1 protein-coding gene is annotated in these 805 nt (G+C 34.4%); it reads right to left on the reverse strand.

Annotated features, from left to right (window positions below; translation table 11 throughout):
• Window positions 1–195: 195 nt before the first annotated feature.
• Window positions 196–805, reverse strand: a 610-nt coding sequence (locus tag AC979_RS02085) for an Imm49 family immunity protein (RefSeq protein ID WP_049372676.1), incomplete at its 5' end; no start/stop codon positions are given.

Here is an 805-nt window from a genome sequence, read left to right on the forward strand (position 1 = left end):
AATCAATGACAAGACGTTGACTTCCACCCGTTTCCCATTCTTTGTTGCGCTAGATTGGCTGCATTAGAAAAAGTAGAACGCTCTTACGCGAAGTTGGATGTGAAATTATAAGATTATGCTTAGTATCATTGAAAATACAAAAGTGCGGTCAAAATCTCTCGTGTTTTTGACCGCACTTTTATTATCATTTCCGACTTATCTACCAAACAGCGAAGCCCAAAATCCTTTTTTATTTTCAACTTTCTTTTGCTTTGCTTCTTCCATTCTTTGTTTGACATAATTTACCCAAACTTGATGGGGCGCATCAAAATCAAATAATTTCATAAAATCATAAGGAATTTTATATTCTGCTAATGGATTTATATCAATCAATTCTTTGGGTGCTATAGGGCTATCAATACCCAAATCAAAACCGTGGATTGCTGCGATTTTGGCATACATTAAAACTTGCGGTTGCAAGTAAAAATCAAAATGTAAAAGGGTGTCTTTTGCTGCTCGTTTAGCAAGCTTAAGTTCGAGTAATTTATCTAAAGCCTCTTGCATTCCTTTTATATTTTTATCTGCTAGTGTCACATAAAATTCATGATCAGGAATGCGCTTTAAATCACCACGGGCTTTTTTCTCATCATTTAAGAATGTGAGTGCGCGTTCTTTTAATAATTGCCAATCGCCACTTAATGCCAATAAAGTGTTCGCATTAAAAAAAGGTCTCGTATCAGTTCGTTTATAGGGGACTGAAATATCCACAATTTCATCACGATGTTTAATTAAATAATCAATCAACTTTTGATTATCTGAAAGCAAA

It is taken from the genome of Parahaemophilus parainfluenzae (assembly GCF_001053575.1).
GTDB classification, from domain to species: domain Bacteria; phylum Pseudomonadota; class Gammaproteobacteria; order Enterobacterales; family Pasteurellaceae; genus Haemophilus_D; species Haemophilus_D parainfluenzae_S.